23 protein-coding genes and 1 tRNA gene are annotated in these 24968 nt (G+C 70.9%); 8 read left to right on the plus strand and 16 right to left on the minus strand.

Annotated elements, in window-relative coordinates; translation table 11 throughout:
* Positions 1-46: 46 nt before the first annotated feature.
* Positions 47-859 (plus strand): SDR family oxidoreductase, encoded by an 813-nt coding sequence (locus AC1DU4_RS00370; RefSeq protein ID WP_477836966.1) that lies wholly within the window; start codon positions 47-49, stop codon positions 857-859.
* Here AC1DU4_RS00370 and AC1DU4_RS00375 read toward each other — a convergent pair.
* Positions 856-1833: an antibiotic biosynthesis monooxygenase gene (locus tag AC1DU4_RS00375; RefSeq protein ID WP_477836968.1), complete on the minus strand. Its 978-nt coding sequence runs from the start codon at positions 1831-1833 to the stop codon at positions 856-858. The genes AC1DU4_RS00370 and AC1DU4_RS00375 overlap by 4 nt on opposite strands.
* A 153-nt stretch (positions 1834-1986) precedes the next feature.
* Between AC1DU4_RS00375 and AC1DU4_RS00380 the strand changes: the two genes are divergently transcribed.
* The 6 genes from AC1DU4_RS00380 (at position 1987) to AC1DU4_RS00405 (ending at position 9117) form a co-directional block, all read left to right on the plus strand.
* Positions 1987-2610, plus strand: a complete 624-nt coding sequence (locus AC1DU4_RS00380; RefSeq protein WP_477836970.1) for a TetR/AcrR family transcriptional regulator — start codon at positions 1987-1989, stop codon at positions 2608-2610.
* A 26-nt stretch (positions 2611-2636) separates the two neighbouring features.
* On the plus strand, positions 2637-4991 hold the full coding sequence (locus AC1DU4_RS00385) for an MMPL family transporter (RefSeq protein WP_477836972.1): 2355 nt from the start codon (positions 2637-2639) through the stop codon (positions 4989-4991).
* A gap of 116 nt (positions 4992-5107) precedes the next feature.
* Positions 5108-6418, plus strand: coding sequence for a YhgE/Pip domain-containing protein (locus tag AC1DU4_RS00390; RefSeq protein WP_477836974.1), 1311 nt, complete (start codon positions 5108-5110; stop codon positions 6416-6418).
* Positions 6419-6461: 43 nt separating this feature from the next.
* Positions 6462-6537 (plus strand) — tRNA-Arg (locus AC1DU4_RS00395).
* 147 nt (positions 6538-6684) lie between these two features.
* The gene (locus tag AC1DU4_RS00400; RefSeq protein WP_477836976.1) at positions 6685-8100 is read left to right on the plus strand and encodes a DUF1254 domain-containing protein; all 1416 of its coding nucleotides are present in this window, start codon (positions 6685-6687) and stop codon (positions 8098-8100) included.
* A 123-nt stretch (positions 8101-8223) separates the two neighbouring features.
* Positions 8224-9117 carry an ABC transporter substrate-binding protein gene (locus AC1DU4_RS00405; RefSeq protein ID WP_477836978.1) on the plus strand — a complete coding sequence of 298 codons (894 nt, stop codon included), beginning with the start codon at positions 8224-8226 and terminating at the stop codon, positions 9115-9117.
* Positions 9118-9134: 17 nt separating this feature from the next.
* Here AC1DU4_RS00405 and AC1DU4_RS00410 read toward each other — a convergent pair whose 3' ends face one another.
* The 14 genes from AC1DU4_RS00410 to AC1DU4_RS00475 all read right to left on the minus strand — a co-directional run bounded on the left by AC1DU4_RS00410 (position 9135) and on the right by AC1DU4_RS00475 (position 23135).
* On the minus strand, positions 9135-9566 hold the full coding sequence (locus AC1DU4_RS00410) for a type II toxin-antitoxin system Rv0910 family toxin (RefSeq protein WP_477836979.1): 432 nt from the start codon (positions 9564-9566) through the stop codon (positions 9135-9137).
* A gap of 102 nt (positions 9567-9668) precedes the next feature.
* Positions 9669-11306 (minus strand): solute symporter family protein, encoded by a 1638-nt coding sequence (locus tag AC1DU4_RS00415; protein WP_477836981.1) that lies wholly within the window; start codon positions 11304-11306, stop codon positions 9669-9671.
* Positions 11303-11665 carry a DUF485 domain-containing protein gene (locus AC1DU4_RS00420; protein WP_072842912.1) on the minus strand — a complete coding sequence of 121 codons (363 nt, stop codon included), beginning with the start codon at positions 11663-11665 and terminating at the stop codon, positions 11303-11305. The genes AC1DU4_RS00415 and AC1DU4_RS00420 overlap by 4 nt, the downstream gene beginning before the upstream one ends.
* Positions 11666-11810: 145 nt before the next feature.
* A complete protein-coding gene (locus AC1DU4_RS00425) occupies positions 11811-13565 on the minus strand; it encodes a sodium/solute symporter (protein ID WP_477836983.1) in 1755 nt (584 codons plus the stop codon).
* A gap of 10 nt (positions 13566-13575) precedes the next feature.
* Positions 13576-13950 carry a hypothetical protein gene (locus AC1DU4_RS00430; protein ID WP_477836985.1) on the minus strand — a complete coding sequence of 125 codons (375 nt, stop codon included), beginning with the start codon at positions 13948-13950 and terminating at the stop codon, positions 13576-13578.
* Positions 13947-14768: a LytR/AlgR family response regulator transcription factor gene (locus tag AC1DU4_RS00435; RefSeq protein WP_477836987.1), complete on the minus strand. Its 822-nt coding sequence runs from the start codon at positions 14766-14768 to the stop codon at positions 13947-13949. Before AC1DU4_RS00435 ends, AC1DU4_RS00430 begins: the two co-directional genes overlap by 4 nt.
* Positions 14769-14796: 28 nt before the next feature.
* Complete coding sequence (locus tag AC1DU4_RS00440) at positions 14797-16002, minus strand: sensor histidine kinase (RefSeq protein ID WP_477836988.1); 1206 nt, start codon at positions 16000-16002, stop codon at positions 14797-14799.
* Complete coding sequence (locus AC1DU4_RS00445) at positions 15999-16370, minus strand: MmcQ/YjbR family DNA-binding protein (protein ID WP_477836990.1); 372 nt, start codon at positions 16368-16370, stop codon at positions 15999-16001. Before AC1DU4_RS00445 ends, AC1DU4_RS00440 begins: the two co-directional genes overlap by 4 nt.
* 49 nt (positions 16371-16419) lie before the next feature.
* The gene (locus tag AC1DU4_RS00450; RefSeq protein ID WP_477836992.1) at positions 16420-18063 is read right to left on the minus strand and encodes a Na+/H+ antiporter; all 1644 of its coding nucleotides are present in this window, start codon (positions 18061-18063) and stop codon (positions 16420-16422) included.
* Positions 18064-18066: 3 nt separating this feature from the next.
* A complete protein-coding gene (locus AC1DU4_RS00455) occupies positions 18067-18459 on the minus strand; it encodes a thiol-disulfide oxidoreductase DCC family protein (protein WP_477836994.1) in 393 nt (130 codons plus the stop codon).
* A gap of 33 nt (positions 18460-18492) precedes the next feature.
* On the minus strand, positions 18493-18684 hold the full coding sequence (locus AC1DU4_RS00460) for an antitoxin (protein WP_072842920.1): 192 nt from the start codon (positions 18682-18684) through the stop codon (positions 18493-18495).
* Positions 18685-18797: 113 nt separating this feature from the next.
* Positions 18798-21260 carry an HAD-IC family P-type ATPase gene (locus AC1DU4_RS00465; RefSeq protein WP_477836997.1) on the minus strand — a complete coding sequence of 821 codons (2463 nt, stop codon included), beginning with the start codon at positions 21258-21260 and terminating at the stop codon, positions 18798-18800.
* Between the two features lie 10 nt (positions 21261-21270).
* Entirely contained in the window at positions 21271-22386 is a 1116-nt protein-coding gene (locus AC1DU4_RS00470) for an MBL fold metallo-hydrolase (protein WP_477836999.1), read from the minus strand.
* A gap of 17 nt (positions 22387-22403) precedes the next feature.
* Positions 22404-23135, minus strand: coding sequence for an enoyl-CoA hydratase (locus AC1DU4_RS00475; RefSeq protein WP_477837000.1), 732 nt, complete (start codon positions 23133-23135; stop codon positions 22404-22406).
* A gap of 39 nt (positions 23136-23174) precedes the next feature.
* Between AC1DU4_RS00475 and AC1DU4_RS00480 the strand changes: the two genes are divergently transcribed.
* Positions 23175-24272: an NAD(P)-binding domain-containing protein gene (locus AC1DU4_RS00480; protein ID WP_477837002.1), complete on the plus strand. Its 1098-nt coding sequence runs from the start codon at positions 23175-23177 to the stop codon at positions 24270-24272.
* On the opposite strand, the gene AC1DU4_RS00485 is transcribed toward AC1DU4_RS00480, so the two are convergent.
* Positions 24251-24919: a hemerythrin domain-containing protein gene (locus AC1DU4_RS00485; RefSeq protein ID WP_477837004.1), complete on the minus strand. Its 669-nt coding sequence runs from the start codon at positions 24917-24919 to the stop codon at positions 24251-24253. The genes AC1DU4_RS00480 and AC1DU4_RS00485 overlap by 22 nt on opposite strands.
* Between the last annotated feature and the right edge of the window lie 49 nt (positions 24920-24968).

Raw genomic sequence — 24968 nt, forward strand, 5'->3', positions numbered from 1 at the left:
ACAGAAGTGACCGTCTTCCGTGACCGAGTGACCCTACGATCGCGCCGTGAGACGAAAGAGGCGGATCGACTGGCCGCGCGCGCACGTGCTGGTGACCGGCGGCTCCCAGGGCATCGGCGCCGCGGTGGCCCGCGCCGCCGCGACCCGGGGTGCGACGGTCTCGATCCTCGCCCGCGGCGAGGAACGGCTGCGCGCGACGGCCGAGCCGATGGGCGCGAACTGGGCGGTCGCCGACGTCACCGACCCGGCGGGACTGTCGCGGGCGGTCGAGCAGCTCGAGGCCCGGTCCGGTCCCTGCGACGTGCTGGTCGCGTGCGCGGGCACCGCCCTGCCGGGGCGGTTCCTCGAGGTGCCGGTCGAGGAGTTCGAGTCGCAGATGCGGCTGAACTACCTGGGCGCGGTGCATGCGGCGCGGGCGGTGCTGCCGGGGATGCTCGCCCGAGGCCGCGGCACCGTGGTGCTGACCAGTTCGACCGCCGGTCTGATCGGGGTGGTCGGATACAGCGGGTACGCACCCACCAAGGCCGCCGTGCACGAACTCGCGCACTGCCTGCGCTACGAGGTGCAGCCGGCCGGGGTCACGGTCGCGGTGCTGTACCCGCCGGACACCGACACCCCCGGCTTGGCCGTCGAGAACACCCGCAAGCCGCCGGAGACCGTGGCCGTGTCCGGCGCAGTCGCGCCGGTCTCCGCCGACAAGGTCGCGGCCGTGGCGATGAAGGGGATCGAACAGGGCCGCCACCACATCTCGGTGGACCCGCTGACCCGCGTCCTGGTCCGCGCCGGCGGGATCGCCGAACCGCTGCTGCGCCCGTTCCTGGCGCGCACCATCCGCCGGTCCCTGGGCACACCGGGTTAGGGCAGCGTCCACACCACCGTGGTCGCGATCCAGAAGACGACGGCAGCCGCCGTCAGGAATCCCACCGAGATCACCAGCCCCAGCGTGTCGGTGCGCCGGCCCGGGCGCCGGCCCGGCTCCAGCCAGAAGCCCAGCACGCGGGTGACCAGTGGCATGACGACCCAGGTCAGGAGGCTGACCGAGGCGATGTTGCCGACCAGCAGGGCTGCCCACAGCTTCGCGCCCGGCCAGATCTCGGTGAGCGCGACGGTGAGGATCACGACGGTCGGGTACAGACCGACCAGCACCGAGAGCGCCGTCTTCCATGACGCGGTGGCGTCGGCCCCCGGCCCGGCCGCCGGGAACCACGACCCGTAGGGGTTCGCGATCTGGTGCACCTCGTACTCCTTGAAGTCGCGCCCCTCCGCGAGCAGCGCGGCGCGTTCGGGCGAGCCCAGCCACGCGTCGAGGTGTTCCGCGGTGTCGAAGCTGAAGACGATCGTCCAGCTGTTCTGGATCCCGGGCACCGGCCGGTGCAGCCGAGAGCCCCGGAATCCGGGGAACCCCTTCTCCGCCTCGACGACCCGCTGCTGCCAGGCCACGAACTCGTCCTCCCGGCCGGGCACGTGCGGGTGCGAGACCACCACCGTCACGACGTCGTCGTCGGCCTCGTCGACGAGCACGTGCTGGATCGGGGGCGCCTCGAAGAGGTCGGCGCCGCGGACCATCAGCTCGCGCCGGGTGTCGCTGTCGAGCCACCGTTTCAGGTTCGCGGTGCCGTCGAACCGGTAGACCACCGACCACCGAGACCCGGCGCCGGTGGGCCCGGTGACCTCGGCGCCGAGGAACCCGGCGAACGCCGCGGCGGCGCGGTCCACCTCGTCCTGCCAGCGCCGGAAGTCGGCGCGCCGGCCCGGGCTGACGCGTTGCGTCACGACCACCGTCGCCGGCGAGTGTCGCGGTGCGGCGGTGCCGGACTCCGACGACGGACTCATGGTGGGCCTCCCGACGGGACTCCCGACCAGAGTAGTCGCCGCCCATCCCGAAAGTGACCCACACCACTTCCCTTGTCGCGCTGTGGCCAAACCGACAATTTTGCACACCTGCGCAAGATTGCAGAACTCTGCAACATCGGTACCTTCGAGTAGGTGACCAGCCAATCCTGTCTGCGCGACCGTAAGAAGGCCGCCACCCGCTCGGCCCTCAGCAACGCCGCGGTCCGGCTCGCCCGGGCCGTCGGCGTCGACGCCGTCACCGCCGACGCCATCGCCGCCGAGGCCGGGGTCTCCACCCGCACCTTCCACAACTACTTCTCCTCCAAGGAAGAAGCGATCCTGTACCGCTTCGAGACCGAGGCGACGGTGTGGGTGGAGATGTTGCGCGCCCGGCCCGCGGACGAGCCGATCTGGGACTCCCTCGAACGACTGTCCCTCGACCTGGTCACCGACCCGGACCGCGACCTCGACGAGATGGTCGCGGTGATGGCGTTGGTCGAGGACAGTCCGGCGCTGATGACCCGCAAGGTGGAGATGCGTGGGCGCGTCACCCGGATCCTCGGCGAGGCCATCGCCGAGCGCACCGGTACCGACATCGACACCGACCTGTACCCGAACCTGCTGCAGATGGCCGCCGGTGCCGCCTGCAAGGCCGCAATCGAACTGTGGCTGCGCGGCACCTCCACCGCCACGTCCCCGGGAGAGCTTGTCTCCCAGTCATTTCGACAGCTGCGGGCCGGCCTGCCGCAGCCGCACCCCACCGCTCCCCAGTCCTGACAGTTCTCGACACCGAAGGGTCTTCCATGGCCACCTATCTTTATCGGATCGGCAAGTTCGCCTATCGGCGAAAAGGCACGGTCCTGGCGATCTGGCTCGCGATCCTCGTTCTCATGGGGGTGGGCGCCGCCACCCTGTCCGGCCCGACGAGCGACTCGTTCTCGATCCCCGGCACGCCCGCGCAGAAGGCTCAGGACCTGATGAGCGAGCGGTTCCCGGACTCGGGCAAGGACCCCTTCAGCTCGCTCAGCGCCCGGTTCGTCTTCGCCGCACCCGACGGTCAGACCCTCGCGACGCCCGCGAACGAGGCCGCGATGGACGCGGCGCTGGCGCAGGTCCGCGGCATCGACCTGGTCGATCCGGCCGCCAAGGCCGACCCCGCCGCGCCGGTTCCCGAGGGTGAGCGCTCCGCCGCGCTGGTCAACCCGGTCGTCGCCGACGCAGGCCTGACCGAGATGGCCACCGCGCAGGCCGAGCAGACCGGAAAGCCGCTCGACCAGGCCGTCGCCGACGCGCAGGCGCTGTCGCCGCTGAGCCCCGACAAGACCGTCGGCTACGTCGAGGTGCCCTTCAGCGGAGGCATGCAGGACGTCACGACCGACCTGACCGACCAGATCGACGCGGYCGCGCAGACCGCCCGCGACGCCGGCCTGACCGTGGAGGTCAGCGGCAGCGCCGCGCAGAAGGTCGACATGCCGGGCGGATCCGCGGAACTGGTCGGCATGGCCGTGGCGGCCGTGGTCCTGATGCTCACCTTCGGATCGCTGGTCGCCGCCGGGCTGCCCCTGATCTCCGCCATCATCGGCGTCGGCATCGGCAGCCTCGGCATCACCGTCGCGACCGGGTTCACCGAACTCGGGTCGATGACCCCGACGCTGGCCGTGATGATCGGTCTCGCCGTGGCGATCGACTACTCACTGTTCATCGTCTCCCGGTTCCGGCACGAACTCAGCGTCACCGACAGCCGCGAGGAGGCCGCCGGGCGCGCCGTCGGCACCGCCGGTTCCGCGGTGGTGTTCGCCGGCCTGACGGTGATCATCGCGCTGGTGGCGCTGCGGGTCGTCGGCATCCGCTTCCTCACCGAGATGGGCATGGCCGCCGCCTTCGCCGTGCTGATCGCGGTGCTCATCGCGCTGACCTTCCTGCCCGCGATGCTGGGCCTGTTCGGCCGCAAGGTGTTCGCCGGCAAGATCCCGTTCGTCAATCCCCGCGACCCCGAGTCCGGGTCGCTCGAACCGGGGCCGGCCAAGCGCTACGCCACCTGGGTGACGAAGCGTCCCGCCGTCCCGTTGATCGGCGGCGTGCTGCTGCTGGTGCTGCTCGCGCTGCCCGCCACCGGCCTGAAGCTGGCGTTGCCCAGCGAGGGCACCGGCGACCCGGCGACCTCCGCTCGGCAGGCCTTCGACCTGGTCAACGAGGGCTTCGGCCCCGGCCGCAACGGCCCGCTGCTCGTGGTGGTCGACGCCAAGGACGCGTCCGTCCCCGCCGAGCAGGCGTTCGGCGAGGTGCTGACCGCGGTCGCCGGTCAGCCCGACGTCACCAACGCGCAGATCATCGGCGTCAACCCGGCCGGCGACACCGCGCAGATCATGGTCACCCCGGCCGGCGCGCCGACCGACCAGAGCACCGTCGACCTGATGCAGTCCCTCCGTGACGGCGAGGCCGGCCTGCACGAGCAGATCGGCGTCAACTACGGCGTCACCGGGCAGACCGCGATCGAGACCGACATCTCGGACACCCTGCTCGACGCGTTGGTGCCGTACCTCGCGGTGGTCGTCGGCCTGGCGTTCCTGCTGCTGATGCTGGTGTTCCGGTCGATCCTGGTGCCGCTGACCGCGACCCTGGGCTTCCTGCTCAGCGTGCTCGCGACCTTCGGCGCCACCGTGGCGATCTTCCAGAACGGGTGGGGCGGACTGGTCGGCAACCCGCAGCCGCTGGTCAGCTTCATGCCGATCTTCCTGATCGGTGTGGTGTTCGGGCTGGCGATGGACTACCAGGTGTTCCTGGTGACCCGCATGCGCGAGGAGTACGTGCACGGGGCGTCCGCGAAGGACGCGATCACCATCGGCTTCAGCCATGGTTCCCGCGTCGTCACCGCGGCCGCGCTGATCATGATCTTTGTGTTCGGCGCGTTCATGGCCGAACCCAACTCGTTCATCAAGTCGATCGGCTTCGCGCTCGCCGCGGCGGTGTTCTTCGACGCCTTCATCGTCCGGATGGTGATCATTCCGGCGGTGCTGGCCCTGCTCGGCGACAGGGCTTGGTGGCTGCCGAAATGGCTGGACCGGATCCTGCCGAACATCGACATCGAGGGCGCGAAGCTCGAGCGCGACCTCCAGGCACCCGCGCCGTCCGAGCCGGAGGCGGTCGCCGCGCGCTAGCCGCTCCCCTACGATTGCCGCAGATCTGGCACCGTGTCCGCACCGTCTGGTGCGGGTGCGGTGCCAGAATCGTTTCGGGCACCAGTCTGGAGTCCCTCTGCGGAAGGCGACGACCAGTGGCATCGACCGAATCCGTACTGCGCACGGCCCGGTTCTGGTTGGCGCCGCTGGTGGTGGTCAGCGCCCTGATGTCGCTGCTCGYCGGGCTCTACCTGGGCGGCGTCCTCGACGCGCAGGAGGAACTGCACGACTTCCCGATCGCGCTCGTCAACCAGGACGAGGGCGACACCCCCGCCACGCCGGGCGCGGAGCCGGTGAACTTCGGCACCCAGATCACCGACGGACTGGTCGCGAACATCCCCGCCGACAAGATCGACCTGCAGCGGATCGGCATCGCGCAGGCGCAGCAGCGGCTCGCCGACGGCGACGTCTACGGCGCGATCGTGATCCCCAGCGACTTCAGCAAGCGCCTGCTGATCCTCGCCGAGGCCAGCGTGGTGCCCGGCGACGTCGAGAAGCCGATCATCACCGTCTACACCAACCCCCGCGCCGGGACGTACAGCGCGGGACTCGTCACCGGCGTCACGCAGCGCGCGCTCGACGAGGTGAACGCGACGGTCGGACGGCAGCTCACCGAGCAGGTCAACGCCCAGCTGGCGGGCATGGCGGGCGCCCCGCAGGTCGCGGGGGCCGCCCGGCTGACGCTGGCCACCCCGATCAACGTGGTCACCACGCCGTTCCACCCGCTGCCCGCGGGCACCGGCAGCGGGCTGTCCGCCTTCTACTACGCGCTGCTGCTCCTGCTGGCCGGCTTCACCGGCGGCATGATCGTGCACTCCCTGGTCGATGCCGCGCTGGGCTTCGCGCCGACCGAGTTCGGCCCCCGGTACGTGCACAACCCCGCCGTCGAGATCTCCCGGCTGCACACCCTGCTGGTCAAGTGGGGGGTGATGCTGGTGCTGGCCCCGCTGGTGTCCGGGCTCTACGTCGGGATCGGCCGGGCGCTGGGCATGCCGGTCCCGCACGGCCTCGGGCTGTGGCTGTACGGCGCGTTCGCCATCACCGCGGTGGGCGTCACCGCGCTGTCGGTACTGGCCGCCTTCGGCACCGCGGGCCTGCTGGTCAACCTCATCCTGTTCGTGATCCTCGGCCTGCCCTCCTCCGGCGCCACCATCCCGATCGAGGCGACGCCGCCGCTGTTCGGCTGGCTGGCGAACTTCGAGCCCATGCACCAGGTGTTCCTCGGCGCCCGGGCGCTGCTCTACTTCGACGGCGGCGCGGACCTCACCCACGCGGTCGGAATGACCGGAGTGGGGCTGCTGGTCGGGCTCCTGCTCGGCCTGGTGGTGACCCGGCTCTACGACGTGAAGGGTTTCCACCGCGGGACGGCGGCACCCGGCCAAGAGCAGGCGCCGACGACGCCGTGACGGGGAGTCGGATAGACTCCGCTGCGGTGTGTACACACACAACGCCTTCGTAGCTCAGGGGATAGAGCAACCCTCTCCTAAAGGGTAGGTCGCAGGTTCGAATCCTGCCGAGGGCACCACACTGCCGGTAGGGCGAGCACCCGCCGGGCAGGCCGCGCCGCACCGAGCGCCATTCCACCACTTTCACCCCCGCGGGATGAGGCCCGGGAGGCAGGTTCGCCGGGATGCTGAGGGCTCCACTGGTGCGAACTCAGGAGCGGCGAGGCATGGGCAATGCAAAGGATCTGACTGCGGATTTGAACAGGATCGGCGTTCCGGACCGGGTGGAGACCCCGCTCGGCACGTTCGAGTTCTTCGACGGTGTACCGCTGCCCGACTCGACCCGCGCGCTGTACGACGGCCTGGACTTCGTGCGCGGCATCGACGCCTTTCTCAACGCCGTGCCCGGAGCGTCCCTGGTGGCGATGCGGCGCGGCCTTCGCAGCGTCGGCGTCGACGGTCTCAACGTCCTCGGCGTCACCGATCCCCGGGCCAACTCGGGGAGCTACTTCCTGACCCCGAACACCGCGACCGCGTACGGGACCATGTTCATCGACCTGCACGACGGACCGGTCGTCATCGAGCCGCCGACGAACTCCCTGTGCGTCGTCGACGACTTCTGGTTCCGGTACGTGACGGACATGGGCATCGCCGGACCGGACAAGGGGGAGGGCGGAAAGTACCTGTTCCTCCCGCCCGGCTACACCGGCGACGAGCCCGAGGGCTACTTCGTCTGTCGCACACCCACTTTCACCAACTGGGTGGTCTTCCGTGCCCTCGACGGGATCGAGGCCGTCAAGCAGTCCCGTGTCTACCGGCTCTCCGAGTCGGCCAATCCGCCCGAGATGACGTTCGTCAACATTGCGGAGGAGAAGTTCAACACCGTCCACTCGAACGACTTCTCCTTCTTCGGCGAGGTCGACGAACTGATCCAGGAGGAGCCGCCCGGTTCGCTCGACCCCGAGCGGGCGGGTCAGCTCGCCGGGATCGGCATCAAGCACGGACGACCGTTCGAACCGGACGACCGGCTGAAGAAAATCCTCGACTCGGCGGCGAAGACCGCCGCGGGCATCAGCCGGGCGCTCGCGTACTTCCCGCGCGGCACGGAGAACTTCACGTTCGAAGAGGCGTCCTGGAAGGACGGGTTCGTCGGCGGCAGTTACGAATTCCTGCACGAGCATGCGCGCCTGCTCGATGCCCGAACCCTGTTTCACTACATCGCCACCGTCATCACGCCGGCGATGGCCCACGCCCAGGTGGGGGCGGGCTCCGCCTACACCTACACGGCCCAGGACTCGCAGGGGCGCCTGCTGGACGGCGCGAAGACCTACCGGCTCGTGCTCCCCCCGAACCCCCCGGCGAAGAACTTCTGGTCGGTCGACGTCTACGACACCCAGACCCGGTCGCTGCTGCAGACGGACAACCCGTACCCGAGCCTGATGAGCCTCACCGGCACCGTCCAGGAGGAGCAGGACGGGTCGATCGTGCTTTGGTTCGGACCGAGCGCGCCGGCCGGGAAGGAAGCGAACTGGATCCAGACCGTCGCCGACAAGAGCTGGTGGCCCGTCCTTCGCATCTACGGCCCGCTCCAGCCGTGGTTCGACAAGGCCTGGCAGCCCGGCGAGATCGAAGAATCCAGCTAGCCAAGGAAACTCCCGGGGTCGACGAGGGGCAACAGTGGAGCGGCCGAACGCCGCCCCACTGTTGCCCCGGACCCACGGTCCATGCACTATGTCCGGGTGCGCCGAATCGGACATCGCCCCGTCATGCTCACCCTCGTAGCGGTTTCCGCGCTGGCGCTGAGCGGATGTTCGACCGCCACCACCAACGCGGACATCGACGCCGGCGCCACCTCGACCGGGTATCCGGTCGCCTTCACCAAGCTGCCGTCGACCGCCGCGGTCAGTACCTGCGGACCGAGCAGCGAGGCCACCGTCAAGAAGGGCACGCTCACCATCGCGACGGACTCGCCGGCCTACGAGCCGTGGTTCGTCGGTGACAACCCCGCCAACGGCACGGGCTTCGAGGGCGCGGTCGCGAAGGCGGTCTACGAGAAACTCGGCTACCAGGCCGGGCAGGTGGAGTTCGTCCGGGTGCCGTGGGGCGAGGCAATGGCGCCGGGCCCCAAGGACTTCGACTTCGACATCAACCAGTTCACCATCGTCGGCGAGCGCCGCGACGCCGTCGACTTCTCGTCGCCGTACTACGCGGTGGCGCAGTCGATCGTCGCGATGAACGGCACCCCGGCCGCCACCGCCCGCAACCTCAATGACCTGACCCCCTACCGGCTCGGCGCCCAGCGCGGCTCCACCAGCCTGGCCGCGATCACCGGGACCATCCGGCCCGCGCAGCCGCCCGTCGAGTTCGACACCACCGACGACGCGAAGGCCGCGCTCACCGCCGGGACCGTCGACGCCCTCGTCGTGGACATCCCCACCGGATTTCAGATCACCGAGTCGGATCTGCCGAACAGCGCTCTGGTGGGCCAGTTCCCACGACCGAACTCCGTCACCGAGTTCTTCGGCCTGGTGCTGGAGAAGAACAGCCCGATGACCCCGTGCGCGTCGGCCGCGGTGGACTCGCTCTACGCGGACGGGACCCTGGACCGGCTCGCCCAGACCTGGCTCATCGACACCGGCGACGCCCCCGTGCTCGAGTAGCCCTGTCCTCGAACGGCTTACGAATACAGCGAGACGAAGGTGCGCAGCGAAGCCTCGATGTCGCCCTTGAGCGCCCGCGCCACGCCGGATCCGATAGGGCCGAACAGCGGGGCGCCGCCGAGGTCGATGTCGAGTTCCACCTCCGAGCCGGCCCCCTTGGACCGCACCGACAGGGTCATCTTGATCTTGACGCCGCCCTTGCCGTCACCCGCGAGCACCAGGTTGCGCGGCGGTGTGTAGCCGGTCAGGACCCACTTGACCCGGTTGCGAAGCCCCTTGACCGAGACCACCGACTCCGCGGTGGTGCCCGTCGCGAGGTGCTCGGGAATCTGGCTGCGCCAGCCGTCGTGGATCGAGAGCCACCGATCGAATTCGGTCAGGGCACTTGCCTTTTCCCACGCCACCTCGGGCGCGAGGGGAACGTCGACCGAGACCTTCAGCTTTGCCATTGACGCATGGTAGCCAACGGGGAAACGAAGCACCCCGCACCTGGGTACAGGGGGCACCAGGTGCGGGGCACGTTTCGCGTCTGCAGGGACGGTCCGGTCGCGTCAGTGCGCGACCGCCTTCTCCACGCCGACGCCGGTCAGGGAGCGCACCTCCATCTCGGCCTGCTTGCCCGCGTCCTCGAGCTTCCTACGGCCCACGTAGGTGCCGACGATGCCCAGCACGAAGGCCAGCGGGATGGACACGATGCCGGGGTTCGCCAGCGGGAACCAGGCGAAGTCGGCGTCGGGGAACATCGAGGTCGGAGTGCCGGAGACGGCCGGCGAGAAGACGATCAGCGTCAGGCAGCTGAGCAGGCCACCGTAGATGCTGAACAGCGCGCCGGTGGTGTTGAATCCCTTCCAGAACAGCGAGTACAGCAGGGTCGGCAGGTTCGCCGACGCCGCGACCGCGAAGGCCAGCGCCACCAGGAAGGCGATGTTCTGCCCCATCGCCAGGATGCCGAGCACGATTGACACCAGGCCGATGACCACCACGGTGATCCGCGAGACCCGGACCTGCTCCTCCTCGGATGCGTTGCCGCGCTTGATGACACTGGCGTAGATGTCGTGGGCGAAGGACGCCGACGCGGTGATCGCCAGGCCCGCGACCACGGCCAGGATGGTGGCGAACGCGACCGCGGAGATGATCGCCAGGAAGACCGTGCCGCCGAGCTCGAAGGCCAGCAGCGGAGCCGCCGAGTTCTCCTTTCCGGGCGCGGCCAGGATGGCGTCGGGTCCGACCAGCTTCGCGGCGCCGTAGCCGAGCACCAGGGTGAACAGGTAGAAGGCGCCGATGAGGCCGATGGCCCAGGTGACCGAGCGACGGGCCTCCTTCGCGGTGGGCACGGTGTAGAAGCGCATCAGCACGTGCGGCAGGCCGGCGGTGCCGAGGACCAGCGCGAGGCCGAGGGAGATGAAGTCGAGTCGCGTCATCGAGCTGAGGCCGTACTTGGCGCCCGGCGCCAGCACGTCCCGGCCCGCGACCGCCTCGTTGGTGGAGCTGTTGACCATGGCCTGCGCGTCGGCGAGCAGCTGCGAGAAGTTGCCCTTCACCGCGAACAGGACCAGCACGAACATGATGCCCGCGCCGAGGATCAGCAGCACGGCCTTGACCATCTGCACGTAGGTGGTGCCCTTCATGCCGCCGATCAGCACGTAGACGATCATCAGCAGGCCGACCACGGTCACCACGATCGCCTGGCCGACCTTGTCGTGGATGTCGAGCAGCAGCGCGACGAGTCCGCCGGCGCCTGCCATCTGGGCGAGCAGGTAGAACAGCGAGACCACCAGGGTGGACAGCGCCGCGGCCATCCGCACCGGCCGCTGCTTGAGCCGGAAGCTCAGCACGTCCGCCATGGTGAACCGGCCGGTGTTGCGCAACAACTCCGCGACCAGCAGCAGGGCCACCAGCCAGGCCACCAAGAATCCGATCGAGTAGAGGAAGCCGTCGTAGCCGTAGACCGCGATGGCGCCGGCGATGCCGAGGAAGGACGCCGCCGACAGGTAGTCGCCCGCGATCGCGAACCCGTTCTGCGGGCCGGAGAACTGGGCGCCGCCGGTGTAGAAGTCCGACGCCTTGGTGGTGGTGCGGCTGGCGCGGATCACGATGGTCATGGTGATGACGACGAAGGCCACGAAGATGGCGATGTTGAGCATCGGGTTGCCGACATCGGCCGACGATGCCGCGAGGATGGTGTTCACAGCTGGGGGCCTTCCAGTTCTTCGCGGATCGCCGAGGACCGCGGATCGAGTTCACGGTTCGCGAACCGCACGTAGAGGCCGGTGATCACGAAGGTCGTCACGAACTGGCCGAGCCCGAGGATCAGGCCGAGGTTGACGTTCCCGATGACCTTGGTGGCCATGAAGTCGCTGGCGTACGTCGCCAGCAGCACGTAGACGGCGTACCAGAGCAGGAAGAAGGCCGTCATCGGGAACACGAAGTTCCGCAGCCGGCGTCGGAGGTCCTGGAACTCCGGGCTCGCCTGCATGTCGATGAAGGCCTGCTCGTCCGGTGCCGCCCGTTCGGGCGAGCCTTCCGGAATCACATCGGCTGTGGTCACTGCGAACTCCTCGAGCGGGGTACGTGGATGGAGCGGTTGACCGATGACGCTAGTGAGATGCGGGTCACAGCCGCAGCCTGTGGCGGCGGTCACACGCCGAGGGGTCGAGGTGGGCGCCAGGCGGTCGGCCGAGCGCGACGAACGGCTAGCGGGAACGCAGCCCCGTCGCCCGGTCCGAGCCCACGTCGAGCCGCTCCGGCGCGTGCATCCGGGTGAAGATCAGCCCCACTCCGGCGGGCACCCGGCCGCGCGTCGCCCCGCTGACGAGCACCATCACCGCGAACGCCAGCGGCACGCTCACCGCGGCGGGGTAGCCGACCAGCGCGGCGGGCCAGCCGCCCCACAGTCCGCCGTCGACGCCACCCGCGACCGTCACCGCCGCCGCCAACCCCGACACCAGGCCGCCGACCACCATCCCGGCCGCCGCCCCGGCTGCGGTCAGCCCGCGCCACCAGATGCCCAGCACCAGCAGCGGGCACAGCGTCGACGCCGCCACCGCGAACACCAGACCGACGGTGCGCGAGAGGTCCAGCGAGACCACCCCGACCGCCAGCACCAGCGGAATCGCCCCGGCCAGTACTGCCGCCAACCGGAAGTCGCGCACCCGCCCGCGCAGCACGTCGGTGCTCAGCACGCCCGCGACGCTGACCAGCAGGCCCGAGGAGGTGGACAGGAACGCCGCGAGCGCGCCCGCCGCGACCAGCGCCGCCAGCAACTGGCCGCCGAGACCGGAGAACACCGATCCCGGCAGCAGCAGCACCGCGGCGTCGGAGGCCCCGGTGATGAGCAGTTGCGGCACCCACAGCCGGGCGAAGGCGCCCAGCAGCGTCGGGAACAGGTAGAACACCCCGAGCAGGCCGATCACCGCGAGCGAGGTGGCGCGGGCCGTCCGGCCGTCCGGGTTGGTGTAGAAGCGGACCAGCACGTGCGGTAATCCCATGGTGCCCAGGAAGATCCCGATCATCAGGGAGTAGACCTGGTAGATCGGGTGGGACCCGCCGAACCCCCAGCCGGGCTCGAGCCACTGCGCCTCGGTGGCGGGGGCGCCCGCCACCACCGGCACCGGCGCGCCCGCGTCGAGCACCAGCACGGTGCCGGCGCCGAGTTCGTGTTCGCCCGGGCCGAGCGAGACCGGGCCCTCGACCGGCGCGTCGTCGACGGTCCCGCTCACCTGCGCGTGCAGCGTCTCCGAGACCTGCACGACGACGTCGGTGGTGATGTCGACGGTGGTGCGCGCGCCGACGGTCGGCGGCGCGGGCGACGCCAGATCGTATGCACCGCCGAAGAAGTGCACCGACAGCACCACGGCGGGCACCGCGACCGCGGTGAGCTTGAGCCAGTACTGGAAGGCCTGCACGAAGGTGACCGACCGCATCCCGCCGCCGACCACGTTCCCGATCACGATCAGCCCGACCACCAGCGCGCCCACCCACGCCGGGATCCCGAGCAGGATGCCCAGCGTCAGCCCGGCGCCCTGGAACTGCGGCACCATGTAGAGGATGCAGATCACCACCACCACCAGCATGGCCAGCCGGCGCACCCGAAMCGAGCCGAGCCGGAACTCGGCGAAGTCCGGCACGGTGTAGGCCCCCGAACGGCGCAGCGGCGCCGACACGAACAGCAGCAGCCCGAGGTAGCCGGCGGTGAACCCGACCGGATACCACAGCGCGTCCGCGCCGTACTTGGCGATCAGCCCGGCGACGCCCAGGAACGAGGCGGCCGACAGGTACTCGCCGGAGATGGCGGCGGCGTTCAGGCGTGGGCCGACGCTGCGCGAGGCCACCAGGAAGTCGGAGGTGGTGCGCGCCAACCGGACTCCGTACAACCCGATGACGACGGTCGCGACGGCGGCAACCACCAGGACCAGGAGTGTGACGACGGGGAGCGGCTGACCGGACATGGCGGCCCGCTCAGTCGTCGGCCAGGTCGACGAATTCCTGCTCGGTGCGTTCGGCCAGCCGGCAGTAGAGCCGGGCGACGCCGTAGAGCAGCGGGTACACCGCCACCCCGAGCACCAGCCACGGCAGCCGGATCCCGAAGACCGCGACGCCGCTCAGCGCCGGGAACGCGAGCACCAGCAGCGGGATCAGGCCCAGCAGCGCCGCGGCGAGCACCGCGATCCGCAGTGCCAGTCCGAGTTGCGCGCGCACCAGCGCCCGGACCATCACCTCGCCGACCTCGGTCTGTTCCTGGACCTCCACCCGGGTCCGCACCACGCGGGCCCCGTGCCGGTCCGCGAGGACCACCCGCTGCCGGGCCCGCGGCGGGCCGTCGGCGACGCTCACCGGGGAGACCAACTCTGCCGGGGCGCCCGCACCAGCCGGTCCTTGAGTTCGCGGGTGTGGCGACGGCTCACCGGCAGTTCCACCGTCGGGCCGTCGGCGGTGGCGCGCAGGCACACCACGATGCCGGTGCCCGCGGTGCGGATTCCGGTGACCAGCGGCAGCGCCACCAGGTAGGAGCGGTGCACCCGCAGGAAGCCGGCCGGCTGCCACCGGGACTCCAACGCGGAGATGGGGATTCGCACCAGGTGCGAGCCGGACGCGGTGTGCAGCCGCGTGTAGTCGCCGTCCGCCTCCACCCATGCCACCGCCGAGCGGCGCACCAGGGTGGTGACCCCGCCCAGCTCCACGGGGATGACCTCGTCGGCGTCGGGCTCGGCGCCGGCCGCCTCGACCTGCGGTCCGCGCTGCTGACGCTGCGCGAGGATCCGGCGCACCGACTCCGCCAGCCGCTCCTCGCGCAACGGCTTGAGCAGGTAGTCCACGGCGCCGAGGTCGAAGGCGTCGACCGCGCGGTCGTCGTGGGCGGTCACGAACACCACCACCGGCGGGCGCACGAACGCGGCGAGCACCCCGGCCAGCTCGAGGCCGTCCAGACCGGGCATGTTGATGTCGAGGAAGACCGCGTCGATGGGTGCGGCGTGTCCGAGCCGGTCCTTGATCACCCGCAGCGCCGTCGTCGCGTCGCCCGCGGTGAGGATCTCCCCCACGCCGTCCTGCGCGCGCAACAGGTAGGCCAGCTCGTCGAGAGCGGGTCGCTCGTCGTCCACGGCCAGCACCGTCAGTGGGGCCTCGCGGGTCCCCTCGGCATTCTGCGTCACAACGAATCCATCGTGCCATGCCCGCCGGTCATGCCCGGATTCCGGCACGGAACTTGGGCACCCGCATGCTGACCTTGGTGCCCGCCCCCGGTGCGGTCTCCACCACCAGGCCGTAGTCGTTGCCGAACGCCGCCCGCAACCGGTCGTCGACGTTGGCCAGGCCGACGTGTGCGGACTCCTTCGCGCTGGGCCGGCCGGGACCGGACTCGACGGCGTCCAGAGATCCCGAGCGCAGCACGTCCGGATCCATCCCGACGCCGTCGTCCTCCACGCTGATCACGCAGTCGGTGCCCTCGTCCGCCGCGACGATGGTGACCGTGCCGCCGTGCTGCTTGCCGGAGAGACCGTGCCGGACAGCGTTTTCCACCAGCGGCTGCAATGCCAGGAACGGCAGCACCACGTTGAGCACCTCGGGTGCCACCTGCAGCCGCACCTCGAGCGCGCTGCCGAACCGGGCACGTTCGAGGGTGAGGTAGCGGTCGATGTTGCGCAGCTCGTCGGCGAGGAGCGTGTACTCCCCCGCGGACCGGAACGAGTACCGGGTGAAGTCGGCGAACTCGAGGATCAGCTCCCGGGCGCGGGCCGGGTCGGTCCGCACGAACGACGCCACCGTGTTGAGCGCGTTGTAGATGAAGTGGGGGCTGATCTGCGCCCGCAGCGCCCGGACCTCCGCCCGGTCCAGCCTGGCGCGCGAGGCGTCGAGTTCGGCCAGCTCGATCTGGCTGCTCGCGTACCGGGCCACCTCGGTGACGGCGCCGAGCACCCCCGGCCCCGGATCCGTGGTGGCGACCACGCCGAGCACCCCGATCACCCCGGCGTCCTCGACCAGCAGCGGCTGCGCGATCAACGCCCGGGCCGCGGTGGCGCCGAGTTCGGCCTGCTCGACCAGGACCTGCCGTTCTCCCTCGACCGCGCGGGCCGCCGCCACCCCGAACGCCTCGGAGAGCTGCTGGTGCGGTCCGTGCCAGACCAGCAGCCGACCCTCGGCGTCGGCGATCGCCAGGGCCGCGCCACCGGTGAGCTGGCGCAGGTACGGGGCGGCCTCGGCCGCCGAGGTCGCGTCCAGTCCGCGGCGCAGCGGTCGGGCGGCCAGGGACGCGGTGTGCAGGGTGTCGTGGACCGCGCGCTCCGCGGGGGTGGTGAGCGCCTGCCGGGTGCGTAGCCACACCACCACGACGCCGACCACGAGGGCCACCGCGACCACCCCCAGCAGGGCGAGAACCGTTGTGCTCACGGGGTGTCCGCGTCGAGCCTGGCCGTCAGGGTGCGCGGCGCCACCGTGCGGTACGCGTCCTCGACGATGTCCGCCACCTCGTCCCAGTCCACGCCCACGTCGAGGTACACCCCCACCCATCCGCGGGTCCCCACGTAGGGCGGACGGAAGTACCGCTGGGGATCGCGTTCGACCCAGTCCTGCTGCGCCCCGGCCGGTGCCGCGGCCCAGAAGGCGAGGCGGTCGTCGTGATGGTGGTCGGCGAGGCTGGCGAACTGCGGTGCCCGGCGGACGAACCAGGCGGGTTCGCCGTGGCTGACCCGTTCCGTCGCCTCCGGCAGGGCCAGGCACAGCGCCCGCAGGCGATCGAGCGGAGTGGTCGCGGTCATGGGGACGACGCTACGACAGCGGAGGCCCGCCCACCGCAACCACGCGCCTTCACCAGCGCTGTCGCTGCACCCGGGACTCCGCCACCGCCTCCTCCATGTCGAGTGTCTCCAGCACCCGGCGGAGCACCTCGTCGTCGAGGTCGCCGGAGTCCCGGGCCGCGATCAGTGCCCGGCGCTGGGCCTTGAGCACCCGGCTGCGCAGCCGGTTGAACAGCGCACTGGCCTGCATCGCCTTGACCTCGTGCTCGCCGACGTCCTCCACCCGGTCCGCCGCCATCCGGGCCTCGGCCGAGCGCCGGACCCGCTCCGCGACCTCCAGCATCTCCTTGCTCGCGATGCCCGTCGGCGGATCCTCGAGCACGTCCCGCAGCGACTGCTCGGCGGCCTCGAGGGAGACCTTGCGCGCATAGGCGACCTGCTCCTCGGTGCGGCGCTCCTCGTCCGGGTCGGCGACGTCGAGTTTCCGGATCAGCAGCGGCAGCGTCGACCCCTGGATCAGCAGGGTCCCGACGGCGACGGTGAAGGCGACAGCCTGGATGACCCCGCGGCCCGGGAACGGATCGCCGGCCAACGTCACCAGCGGCACGCCGGACGCCGCGACGAGGGTGACCACGCCGCGCATCCCGGCCCACGACACCACCAGGTTCTGCCGCCAGTTCAGCGGGTCGCCCGGCCGGGCACCGCCGCGCCTGCGGACGATCGAGCTGGTAGCCCGGCGCAGACCCCAGTTCAGGAAGATCCAGGCCGGGCGGACCACCATGACCAGGGCCAGCACCACCAGCCCGTACCCGAACACGTGCAACACCGGCAGCCCGTCGGCGCGCACGTCCTCGACCACCGATTTCAGCTGCAGGCCGATGTACGCGAAGACGAACGTCTCGAGGACCAGGTCGACGGTCGGCCACACCGATCGTTCCTGGATCCGCGTCGCCACCGACTCGTCGCCGGCGCTGCGCCCCATCACGAACCCGGCCGTGACGACGGCGAGCACCCCGGAGGCGTGGATCTGCTCGGCCGCGAGGTACGCGGTGAACGGCAGCACCAGACCCAGCACCGTCTCCATCGGGGAGTCCTCGATCCGGGACCGCACCAACCGGACCGCCACCGCGAAGGCGAGCCCGACCAGCACCCCGCCCGCGGTCTCGTAGAGGAAGAACACGACCGGCGAGTCGATGGCGATCTTCCGGCCCGTCACCGCGGCCGTGGTCAGCGCGAACAGGGTCAGCGCCGTCGCGTCGTTGACCAGGCTCTCGCCCTTGAGGATGGCCATGATCCGGGTCGGCAGGCCGAGCCGCCGGCCGACCGCGACCGCGGCGACCGCGTCGGGCGGGGCCACCACCGCGCCGAGCACCAGCGCGGCGCCGAGGGTGAACTCCGGCACCAGCCAGTCGGCGAAGAACCCCACCGCCAGGGTGGTCACCAGCACCATGCCGATGCCGAGCCGCAGGATCGACCCGAGGTTGCGGCGGAAGGTGTTGAAGGAGAAGTCGAGGGCAGCCGAGTACAGCAGCGGGGGCAGCACCACCCCGAGCATCAGTTCGGGCGCGATCTCCAGTGACGGAACGCCGGGCACGAAGGAGGCCGCCGCGCCGATCGTGACGAGCACCAGGGGAACCTGGAGGTCGAGGCGCTTGGCGAACCCGGCGACGACGATGGCCGCGATGACCACGAAGAGCAGGGTGGTGATGTCCATCCGTCAGCCGACCGCGCAGCTGCCGCCCCTGCCGGGCAGTCGGTGCCGGTTGGCGGCAACCATCCGGTAGGCCAGGTCCTGTACCTGCCGGATCCCGGGAATTCGATAGATGTACAACGGCATTCGGCTGCCGATCACCCCGGACAGTGCCGCGTTGATCGCGCCGGCGCCCGCGTACCGGTCGCCGCGGGAGTCCACCGCCCAGGCCCGTTCGAGCGCCTCGTCCTTGCTCACGCCGAAACGCTCCGTCGCGCCGGGCTGCTGCAACGCCGTCGCCGTGACCCGGCCGCGGCGGTCCAGTCGCCGCAGCCACCCGGCGCAGTACACACAGAAGCCGCAGTCCCGGTCGAAGAGCAGCTCCACGGTGTATCCGGCGGAGGGCGGTCTGACGGGCATTGCGGCTCCTGAGTGTGGCCGGCTTCTCGCGGACTACTGCTTCGGCGGGATGACCTTCTTGGCTGCGTCCTGCGCCTTGTCGACGTGCTGGGCGTACTTGCCGCCGGTCTTCTGGTCGACGATGTCGCCGGCCTTGTCGATCGCGCCCTCGATCTTGTCCGAGTGCTCAGAGGCGAGCTGCTGTCCCTTGCCGAAGAGGCCCTTCAGCGTATCCATGAAGCCCATCGTGGTTCCTCCTCCGACGCCCGGACCGGGCGCCTGTCGTCGAGGGGCGGTCCCCCCGCTCAGACCCAGTCTCACAGCTTTGCCGGACGCACGCCACAGGTAGGGCATGCTGGTCAGCCCGCCGGAGACTCAGGAAGCGAGAACACGCGGCGCTTGTCGCCGGACAGCAGTCCGGACACCCACCAGCCCAGCTCCACCAACACGATCCCCACGCCGCCGCAGACGATCGCAGTGGTGGTGGCGGCGATGTTGGACGGGTCCAGCTTGAAGAACTCGCGGGTGAACGGGAGCGCGAAGAGCACCAGGTAGCCGCCCACCGACCCCGCGATCAGCACGATCTTCCACCACACGTACGGCCGCGCGACGATGGCCAGCACCCACAGCGCGATCATGATCAGGGTGATCAGCGCCGTGGTACTGGCCTGGACCTGCTGGGTCGGCGTGGACTCGGGACCGGCGTAGACCAGCACGTAGGACACGAACGACGCCACCCCGATCACCACGCCCGACGGCACCGCGAACCGCATCACCCGCGAGACGAAGCCGGTGCGAGCGCGCTCGTTGTTCGGTGCCAGCGACAGGATGAACGCCGGGATGCCGATGGTGAACCAGGCCGCGATGGTGACGTGCCGAGGCAGGAACGGGTACGGCAGCGGGTCGAAGTGCAGCACCTGGGACAGGAGGCCGGACAGCCCGATCAACAGGGCCAGCAGCACCGAGTAGACGGTCTTGGTAAGGAACAGATTGGAGACGCGCTCGATGTTGCCGATCACCCGGCGGCCCTCGCCCACCACGTAGGGCAGGGTGGCGAACTTGTTGTCCAGCAGCACGATCTGCGCCACCGCGCGGGTGGCCGCGCTGCCCGAGCCCATCGCCACCCCGATGTCCGCGTCCTTGAGCGCGAGCACGTCGTTGACGCCGTCGCCGGTCATCGCGACGGTGTGGCCGCGCGACTGCAGCGCGCCGACCATCTCCCGCTTCTGGTCCGGCCGGACCCGGCCGAAGGTGGTCGCCTCGTCGAGCGCATCCGCGAGTTCCTCTCGCCCGGAAGGCAACTCGCGGGCATCGACGGGGCGGTCGCCGCCGGGCAGGCCCAGTGAGCTGGCGACGGCACCGACCGAGACCGCGTTGTCGCCGGAGATGACCTTGACGGACACGTGCTGCTCGGCGAAGTACTCCAGGGTCTCGGCGGCGTCGGGCCGCACCCGCTGCTCGAGGATCACCAGCGCCCGCGGGGTCACCCGGCCGGGCGCGGCGGCGTCGTCCACCGGCAGGTCGCTGCTGCCCAGCAGCAGCACCCGCAGCCCCCGCGCGCCGGCCTCCTCCGCCTGACGGGCGGGGTCGCTGGCCGGGTCGAGCAGCACGTCGGGCGCGCCGAGCACCCAGTTCCCGTTGTCGCCGTAGGAGATTCCGCTCCACTTCTTGGCGGACGTGAAGGGGGCGATCCCGGTCGAGGTCCAGCCCGGGTCGTGGTCGATCGCCTCGGCGATCGCCAGCATGCTGGCGTTGGGACGCGGGTCGTCCCCGGCGAGGGCGGCCAGCGCGTCACGCACCACCGCCTCTCCCCCGTCGCCGAGGACCCTCAGCTCGGACAGTCGCATCCCGTTCTCAGTGAGGGTGCCGGTCTTGTCTGCGCACACCACGTCGACCCGGGCCAGGCCCTCGATCGCGGGCAGTTCCTGCACCAGACACTGCCGCCGGCCGAGGCGGACGACGCCGACCGCGAACGCGAGGGAGGTCATCAGCACCAGGCCCTCGGGCACCATCGGGACCAGCGCGGCCACCATGCCGTTGAGCGCGTCGGGCAGTGCCTGCTTGCTGACGAAGAGCTGGTTGTAGACGATCATCAGGCCCGCCGGAATCATCAGGTATGTGATGAACCTGAGAATCTTGTCGACGCCGCTGCGCAGTTCCGAGTGCACCAGCGTGAACTTGCTGGCCTCCTCCGCGAGCCGCGCCGCGTAGGCGTCCTTGCCGACCTTGGTGGCCTGGTAGGCGCCGCTGCCGGACACCACGAAGCTGCCCGAGAGGATCTGCGCCCCGGGCGTCTTGTGCACCGGGTCGGCCTCGCCGGTGAGCAGCGACTCGTCGACCTCGAGCGCCTCGCCCTCGACCAGTGCCCCGTCGACGACGATCTGGTCGCCCGCGCCGAGTTCGATGATCTCGTCGAGCACCACCTCGTTCGGTGCCACCGTGACCGACTGTCCGTCGCGGCGGACCTGCGGCCTGGCCTGGCCGACGATCGCGAGCTTGTCCAGGGTCTGCTTGGCCCGGACCTCCTGGATGATGCCGATGGCGCTGTTCGCGACGATCAGCAGTCCGAACATGCCGTCGATGACGGACCCGGTGGCGAGCACGATGATCAACAGCACCCCGAGGATGGCGTTGATCCGGGTGAAGACGTTGGCACGGACGATGTCCCGCACCGAGCGGCTCGCCCGACCGGGCACGTCGTTGGTCCGGCCGTCGGCCCGGCGGCGGGCCACCTGGTCCGCGGTCAGCCCCACCGACGGGTCGACGTCGGCGTGCAGGGGCGCGGTCACGACGGATGCGCCCGGAAGGTCCTCGTTGGCCATGAACGCCAGGTTATGCCAGCCGGAGCCACCAGTGCCGCTGCACGCCGGGCCGCAGCACGTCGATCCGCTGACCGGGCATCGGCACGCTGACCCGGGTGCCGGACTCGCGGGCCGCCGTCAGCAGTCGCGTCACCGGCTCGGCCCAGGGGTGGAAGGCCAGGTTGAAGGTGGCCCAGTGCACCGGGACCAGCACGCCGGCCGCGTCGTCGCCCGCGTTGAGGTCGGCGTGCATCCGGACCGCCTCCTCCGGGTTCATGTGGATGTCGGGCCAGTGCTCGTCGTACGCGCCGACCGGCAGCAGCGTCAGGTCGAAGGGTCCGTGCCGCTGCCCGATCTCGACGAAGCGCGGGGTGTACCCGGTGTCACCGCCGAAGAACGCGCGGTGCCGCGGCCCGCGGATCACCCACGACGACCACAGCGTCGTGTTGCGGGCCAGTCCGCGGCCGGAGAAGTGCCGGGCCTCGGTGCAGGCGACGGTGAGCTCGCCGAGCACGACCTCCTGGTCCCAGTCCAGTTCGACGATCCGGTCCTCGGGGACCCGCCAGCTGCGCAGGTGCGCGCCGATCCCGGTCGGCACCACGAACGGTGCGGTCTGGGTGCGCAGCAGTGCCTCGACGGTCGACTTGTCCAGGTGGTCGTAGTGGTCGTGGGAGACGACGACGGCGTCCACCCGCGGCAGGTCCTCGATCCCGACCGGCGTCGGGTGCAGGCGCAGCGGCCCGACCAGCCGGGACGGCGAGACGCGGTCGCTCCACACCGGGTCGGTCAGCACCCGGTACCCGTCGACCTCGATGAGCGCGCTGGCGTGCCCGTACCAGGTGACGGCCAGGTCGGCGGCGGCCGCGGGGGCCAGCGGCGTGGCCAGCGGGATGGCCTGGCGTGGCCGGCCCAGCCGGCCACGGGTGAGCAGCGCCGAGACGATGCTCGAGTCGGAGCCGCCGACCACCTGGCGGCTGGGTTCGGTGTTGTGGAAGCGCCGGTCGCGGTACCGCGCCGAGCCCATCGCGTGCGGGGCGATCGCCGAGGTCGACGCGCCGATCTGGGACCGCACACCCCAGCCCGCCCGGACCAACGCCGCTACCCCGGCCAGCGCGACACCCGCCGCGAAGGCGCTCTTCGTTCCCATTCCGCCGCCCTGTCCCGCTACTTGCCCTGGAACATCGGCCGACGCTTCTCCAAGCGGGCCATCCGCGCCTCGTCCATGTCCTCGCTGCTCCAGGCCGCGACCAGCGCCTCACGCTGGTCCTCGGTGGCGTCCGCGCGGGTGCCGTCCTCGTTGAGCACGAGCTTGAGGTGGCGCAGGGACAGCGGCGCCAGGGCGGCGATCTGCTGCGCCCACTCCTGCGCGGCGGCCAGGTCGCCGATCTTGTTGGCCAGCCCGGCGGTGAGGGCGGCGTCCGCGGTCAGCCGCTCGGCGCCGAGCAGCACCGTGCGGGCCGGGCCGCCACCGGCCAGGGCCACCAGTCGCTTGACGGTCCAGTTGTCCACCGAGATACCGAGTTTGGCTGCGGGAACGGCGAAGTAGGCGTCGGGCGCCACCACGCGCAGGTCCGAGGCGAGGGTCAGCTGGGTGCCCGCGCCGATCGCCGGACCGTTGACCGCCGCGATCACCGGCACCGGCGCCGAGTCGATGGTGCGCAGCATCTCGAGCAGGGTGTCGAGGAAGCCGTCGGCGTACACGTCGCCGGACAGGTCCGCGCCCGCGCAGAACGCGGAGCCCGAACCGGTCAGCACGATCACCCGGGCGCCCTGGCCCACGGCCTCGTCGATCGCGTCGCGCAGCAGCACGCAGAGTTCGGTGTTGAGCGCGTTGCGCCGGTCCTCGCGCTGCAGTTCGATTGTCACCACGTCGCCGTCCCGGCTGGTCCCGATCATGGTTGTGACCGTACCGTTTGTCCCGGGGAGGTCGCCAACATGGATTCTCACGTCGACGTCGCGGTGATCGGCGCCGGTCAGGCCGGGCTGTCCGCCGGGTACTACCTGCAACGCCTCGGGGCGGACGCGGGACTGCGGTTCGTCGTGCTCGACCACGCACCCGGACCGGGTGGCGCCTGGCAGTTCCGCTGGCCGTCGCTGACCCTGAGCACCGTCAACCGGGTCCACGACCTGCCGGGGATGGCGTTCACCGACGTCCTCGGCGCCGAGGCGCCGGACCAGGTGCTGGCCGCGGACGCGGTGCCGCGCTACTTCGCCGAGTACGAACGCCGATTCGCGCTGCCTGTGCGCCGACCGGTGCACACCCGGGTGGTGTGCGACCACGACGCCGGCGGCCTGTTGACCCTCGAGACCAGCGCGGGCGCGCTGACCGCCCGCGGGATCGTCAACGCCACCGGCACCTGGGAGCGCCCCTTCGTCCCGCGGTACCGGGGCGCCGAACTGTTCGCCGGCCGCCAGCTGCACACCCGCGACTACCGGACGGCGGACGAGTTCGCCGGCCGCCACGTGGTGGTGGTCGGCGGCGGCATCTCGGCGGTGCAACTGCTCGACGAGATCTCCCGCGTCACCACCACCACCTGGGTCACCCGCCGCGAACCGCAGTTCCGCGACGAACCGTTCACCGGGGAGGAGGGGCGGGCCGCGGTGGCGGTCGTCGAGGACCGGGTGCGACGCGGGCTGCCGCCGGGCTCGGTGGTGTCGGTGACCGGACTGCCGCTCACCCCCGCGCTACGGGCGGCCCGCGAACGCGGTGTGCTGCAGCGTCTTCCGATTTTCGACGAGATCACCGCCGACGGTGTCCGCTGGGCCGACGGCACCGCCCAGCGGGCGGACGTGATCCTGTGGTGCACCGGGTTCCGCAGTGCCCTCGACCATCTGGCGCCGCTGCGACTGCGCGGACCCGGCGGCGGCATCACCATGACGGGTCGGCTGGCGACCCAGGTGGCCGCGGACCCGCGGATCCACCTGCTCGGGTACGGACCGTCGGCCAGCACCGTCGGCGCGAACCGCGGCGGCCGGGCGGCGGCGTCGGAGCTGATCGCGCACCTGAGATCTCACGCGGGTTCGACCCCGTAGATCCCCCGGTACTCCCGGGCGAACGCCCGCCGACCGAGCAGCCGCCAGGCGAGACGTCCGGGCAACGGCACCTCCGACAGGATCGCGCGGCGCTGCTGATCGGTCGCGCCGTGCAGCATGAAACCGAGGAACACCAGTCGGCGCTCCTCCGGGATCGACGCCCGGCCGCGGTCCCCCAGCTCGGCCCACTCCGTGGCCGACATCACCTGCTCGACCAGCGGCAGGATCCGTGCCTCCTCCTCGGCGAGGTGCTCGTCCAGCGCACCGGTCAGCGCGGTCAACGTCTCGGCCAGGTGCCCACCGGACTCCGGCGACGCGACCGCGGCGAACTCCCGTGCCTGCGATTCGACCCGTGCGACCAGTTCCCCGATCCGCTCGTGCTGCTCCTCCATCCGCAGCACCAGCGCACGATCGGTGGGCACCCGGTCCAGCAACCGGGGCCACATCAACTCGTCCTCGCCGCTGTGGTGGTGGTGCAGGGCCGCGGTCATCTCGTCGACGAAGGCGACGACGCGGGCCGCCCGCTCGGTGTCACCGTCCGGCACCGCCCGCACCGCCGTCGGCAGCGCGGCGAAATTGCGGCGGAACACGTTGTGGATGACCACCATGTCCTGGGTGTCCGGGCGGGTTGCAAGGGCGGTGCTCATGTCGTGCTCCTGACTGTCTGCGGGCGGTGTCCACGCAGAATGCCGGGCG

The sequence above is a fragment of the Rhodococcus sp. P4_F5 genome (assembly GCF_056401315.1).

Bases quoted from the DNA above. Each gene is read 5' to 3' on its own strand.
- AC1DU4_RS00405 (WP_477836978.1), top strand. From the start codon at position 8,224: ATGCTCACCCTCGTAGCGGTTTCCGCGCTGGCGCTGAGCGGATGTTCG.
- AC1DU4_RS00465 (WP_477836997.1), bottom strand. From the start codon at position 21,260: ATGGCCAACGAGGACCTTCCGGGCGCATCCGTCGTGACCGCGCCCCTG.
- AC1DU4_RS00375 (WP_477836968.1), bottom strand. From the start codon at position 1,833: ATGAGTCCGTCGTCGGAGTCCGGCACCGCCGCACCGCGACACTCGCCG.
- AC1DU4_RS00445 (WP_477836990.1), bottom strand. From the start codon at position 16,370: ATGACCGCGACCACTCCGCTCGATCGCCTGCGGGCGCTGTGCCTGGCC.
- AC1DU4_RS00400 (WP_477836976.1), top strand. From the start codon at position 6,685: ATGGGCAATGCAAAGGATCTGACTGCGGATTTGAACAGGATCGGCGTT.
- AC1DU4_RS00480 (WP_477837002.1), top strand. From the start codon at position 23,175: ATGGATTCTCACGTCGACGTCGCGGTGATCGGCGCCGGTCAGGCCGGG.
- AC1DU4_RS00410 (WP_477836979.1), bottom strand. From the start codon at position 9,566: ATGGCAAAGCTGAAGGTCTCGGTCGACGTTCCCCTCGCGCCCGAGGTG.
- AC1DU4_RS00455 (WP_477836994.1), bottom strand. From the start codon at position 18,459: ATGCCCGTCAGACCGCCCTCCGCCGGATACACCGTGGAGCTGCTCTTC.
- AC1DU4_RS00460 (WP_072842920.1), bottom strand. From the start codon at position 18,684: ATGGGCTTCATGGATACGCTGAAGGGCCTCTTCGGCAAGGGACAGCAG.
- AC1DU4_RS00485 (WP_477837004.1), bottom strand. From the start codon at position 24,919: ATGAGCACCGCCCTTGCAACCCGCCCGGACACCCAGGACATGGTGGTC.
- AC1DU4_RS00470 (WP_477836999.1), bottom strand. From the start codon at position 22,386: ATGGGAACGAAGAGCGCCTTCGCGGCGGGTGTCGCGCTGGCCGGGGTA.
- AC1DU4_RS00450 (WP_477836992.1), bottom strand. From the start codon at position 18,063: ATGGACATCACCACCCTGCTCTTCGTGGTCATCGCGGCCATCGTCGTC.
- AC1DU4_RS00475 (WP_477837000.1), bottom strand. From the start codon at position 23,135: ATGATCGGGACCAGCCGGGACGGCGACGTGGTGACAATCGAACTGCAG.